Below are 2,232 nucleotides of genomic sequence, written 5' to 3' on the forward strand. Positions count from 1 at the left end.
CCGGCGCATGGTGGACCAGGCGGCTGGCGAGGTGTTTGGGCCGGATCAGCAGCACAAAAGAAACGCATCAGGCCAGGCAGGCAGCATCGACGCGGCGGCAAGGCCGCGCAGCTACTGGCCGGCGGTGTCGCTGGCCGTTGCCGGCCTGGCGGGACTCCTGGTGGGGGCTGCCGTGGTGGGCAAGATGGGCTGGCGCCTGCCATCGCCCCCTGCGGATGCCGCGACAAGTGCCGTGAAAGGCGCCGTGGCGGAGCCCGCCGCGCGCCCGGCATCAAGCCCTGTCTCTAGCCCCGTGTTGCTGTCCCAGGCCGACCTGGCCGGAATTTTTGCATCAAACTGGCGCAGCCAGAATGAAGCCTGGCAAGCGCTTGGCCAACTCTGGGGGCTGGCGCTGGATGATCAGGACGCCTGCCGGGCAGCCTTGCAGCAGCGGGTTTACTGCTTCAGCAGCAAGCAAACCGCCCTTTCCCTGCTGCGCGAGCTCAACCGGCCGGGCATCGTGACCCTTTTTGACGCGAACAGCACGCCCGCCTACGCCTTGCTGACCGGACTGACCACGCAAACCGCCACCCTGCGCATGGGCACGCAAACCCACACGGTGCCGCTGCCTGTGCTGGCGCAAATCTGGCGCGGTGACTTTGCCACGCTGTGGCGCGCCGCAGAAGGTTATTCTGAAAAAGCCACCAGTGGTTTGCCCATCCCCGCCAGCGACTGGCTGACCACCCAGCTGGCCAAAGTTCCAGGCGCAGCAGCACCGCAAGCAGCCGCCAGCAAGGCCGCACAAGGGGCAAAGCCATCGGCCGAAGCGGGCCTGCGCGCCAAAATTTATGCCTTTCAGCTCGCCCAGGGGTTAACGCCCGACGGCCAGGCCGGCCCGCTGACCGTGATGCAGCTCAACCGTGCCACGGGCATGGATGAGCCTCGTCTGCAAACCCCAAACACCCCACCCCCCTGATCCGAAAACCGCCCATGTCCTTCATTCTTGACGCACTCAAAAAAGCCGAATCGGAGCGTGCGCACGGGCGCGTTCCCGGGCTTCATACCCAGGCCATGCCACCGGGCAAGCCCGCGCTGCGCCAATCGATCAGGCCCTACCTGCTGCTGAGCGGCGTGGCCCTTGCGCTGCTGTGCCTGGCGCTCTGGAACTGGCTAAGACCAGGCGCCCCGGCAGCGAAGTCACCGGACACACCGGCCCCGGTAGCGGCCATGTCACTGCCCGCACCAAGCGCCGCCGCCCCTGTTGTCACTACAGCTGCGCCCCCGGCCACGCAAGCCATTGCTCCGCCTCAAGCAGCCGCCACGGCCAACCGCAAGACCATTGACACTAGCAGCAGCAACACCCCCCAAGTGACGATGAAAGCCCCTGCCCTGGCAAAGGTCCCGGCCAAACCCGCCGTCCCAGCGGAACCCCCGCGTGAACCACAGGCCCCGCCCCTTGTCGCTGCGCCTGCAGCCCTTGCAGCCCCACCGACCAATCCCAGCCCCGCGCGCAGTGAACTGCCGGAAAACGTCCGGCAAGCACTGCCCAAACTCGCCATCAGCGGCTCCATCTACTCCGAAACAGCCGCCCATCGCATGCTCATCATCAATGGCCAGGTTTTTCATGAAGGCGAGAAACCCGCGCCCGACCTGGAACTTGAACAAATCAAGCCTAAAACTGCTGTTTTCAACTTCAAGGGTCAGCGTTATTCGGTGGGTTATTGAATCGACTTGTCGCTGCGTCCATGCTGCCGCCAAGTCTGGCGCGCCCGGACCAGCGACAGCGCAGGGCCAGGGCGGGCCAGCCATCTTCTGCATGCGCTCATAGCCGACCTTGACGAACCAGAGTTTGATAGGCACGGCCTTGGGGCTGGGGACGGATTGCACCAGACGCAGCAGGGTCTCGGCGGTCGCGATGTCGGTGAGATGCTGCTTGCCGTCAGTGGCGAGTCTTCAACTGGTGACAGTTCGTCACCAGTTCACGCCCCTCAATGCCGAGTCGGCGCTTAAGTTGATTTCATTGTCTTCGTCGTACACGCGGCGGATGGACTTGCCGTCGAATTCAGTGGGCAGGATTTTCATCTTCGGAGTTTTGCCAAGTGTGACAGCCAGACACCGGCGCGGGTCATGGCTGACAGACAAAAAAGCCCCGCAGTCAGCCGACTGGCGGGGCTTTCGGATGCAACGCAGGGTTGCAAGCGTGAAGGCGATTACTGCTTGACGGCTTCGACCTGGATCACCAGGCGGACGTTT

Annotated in this window: 2 protein-coding genes and 1 pseudogene; 2 read left to right on the plus strand and 1 reads right to left on the minus strand. The window is 64.2% G+C overall.

Going from position 1 to position 2,232, the window contains the following annotated elements; all coding sequences use genetic code 11:
* Both IV091_RS15100 and IV091_RS15105 read left to right on the plus strand, forming a co-directional pair.
* Positions 1-955 (plus strand): annotated as a pseudogene (locus IV091_RS15100) (peptidoglycan-binding protein); the annotation flags it as partial.
* 14 nt (positions 956-969) lie between these two features.
* Positions 970-1,704, plus strand: a complete 735-nt coding sequence (locus tag IV091_RS15105) for a general secretion pathway protein GspB (protein WP_293470082.1) — start codon at positions 970-972, stop codon at positions 1,702-1,704.
* A gap of 246 nt (positions 1,705-1,950) precedes the next feature.
* Here IV091_RS15105 and IV091_RS15110 read toward each other — a convergent pair.
* A partial coding sequence (locus IV091_RS15110) for a hypothetical protein (protein WP_293470083.1) occupies positions 1,951-2,232 on the minus strand: 282 nt, incomplete at its 5' end.

Source organism: Polaromonas sp., assembly GCF_018780625.1.
GTDB lineage: Bacteria > Pseudomonadota > Gammaproteobacteria > Burkholderiales > Burkholderiaceae_C > Polaromonas.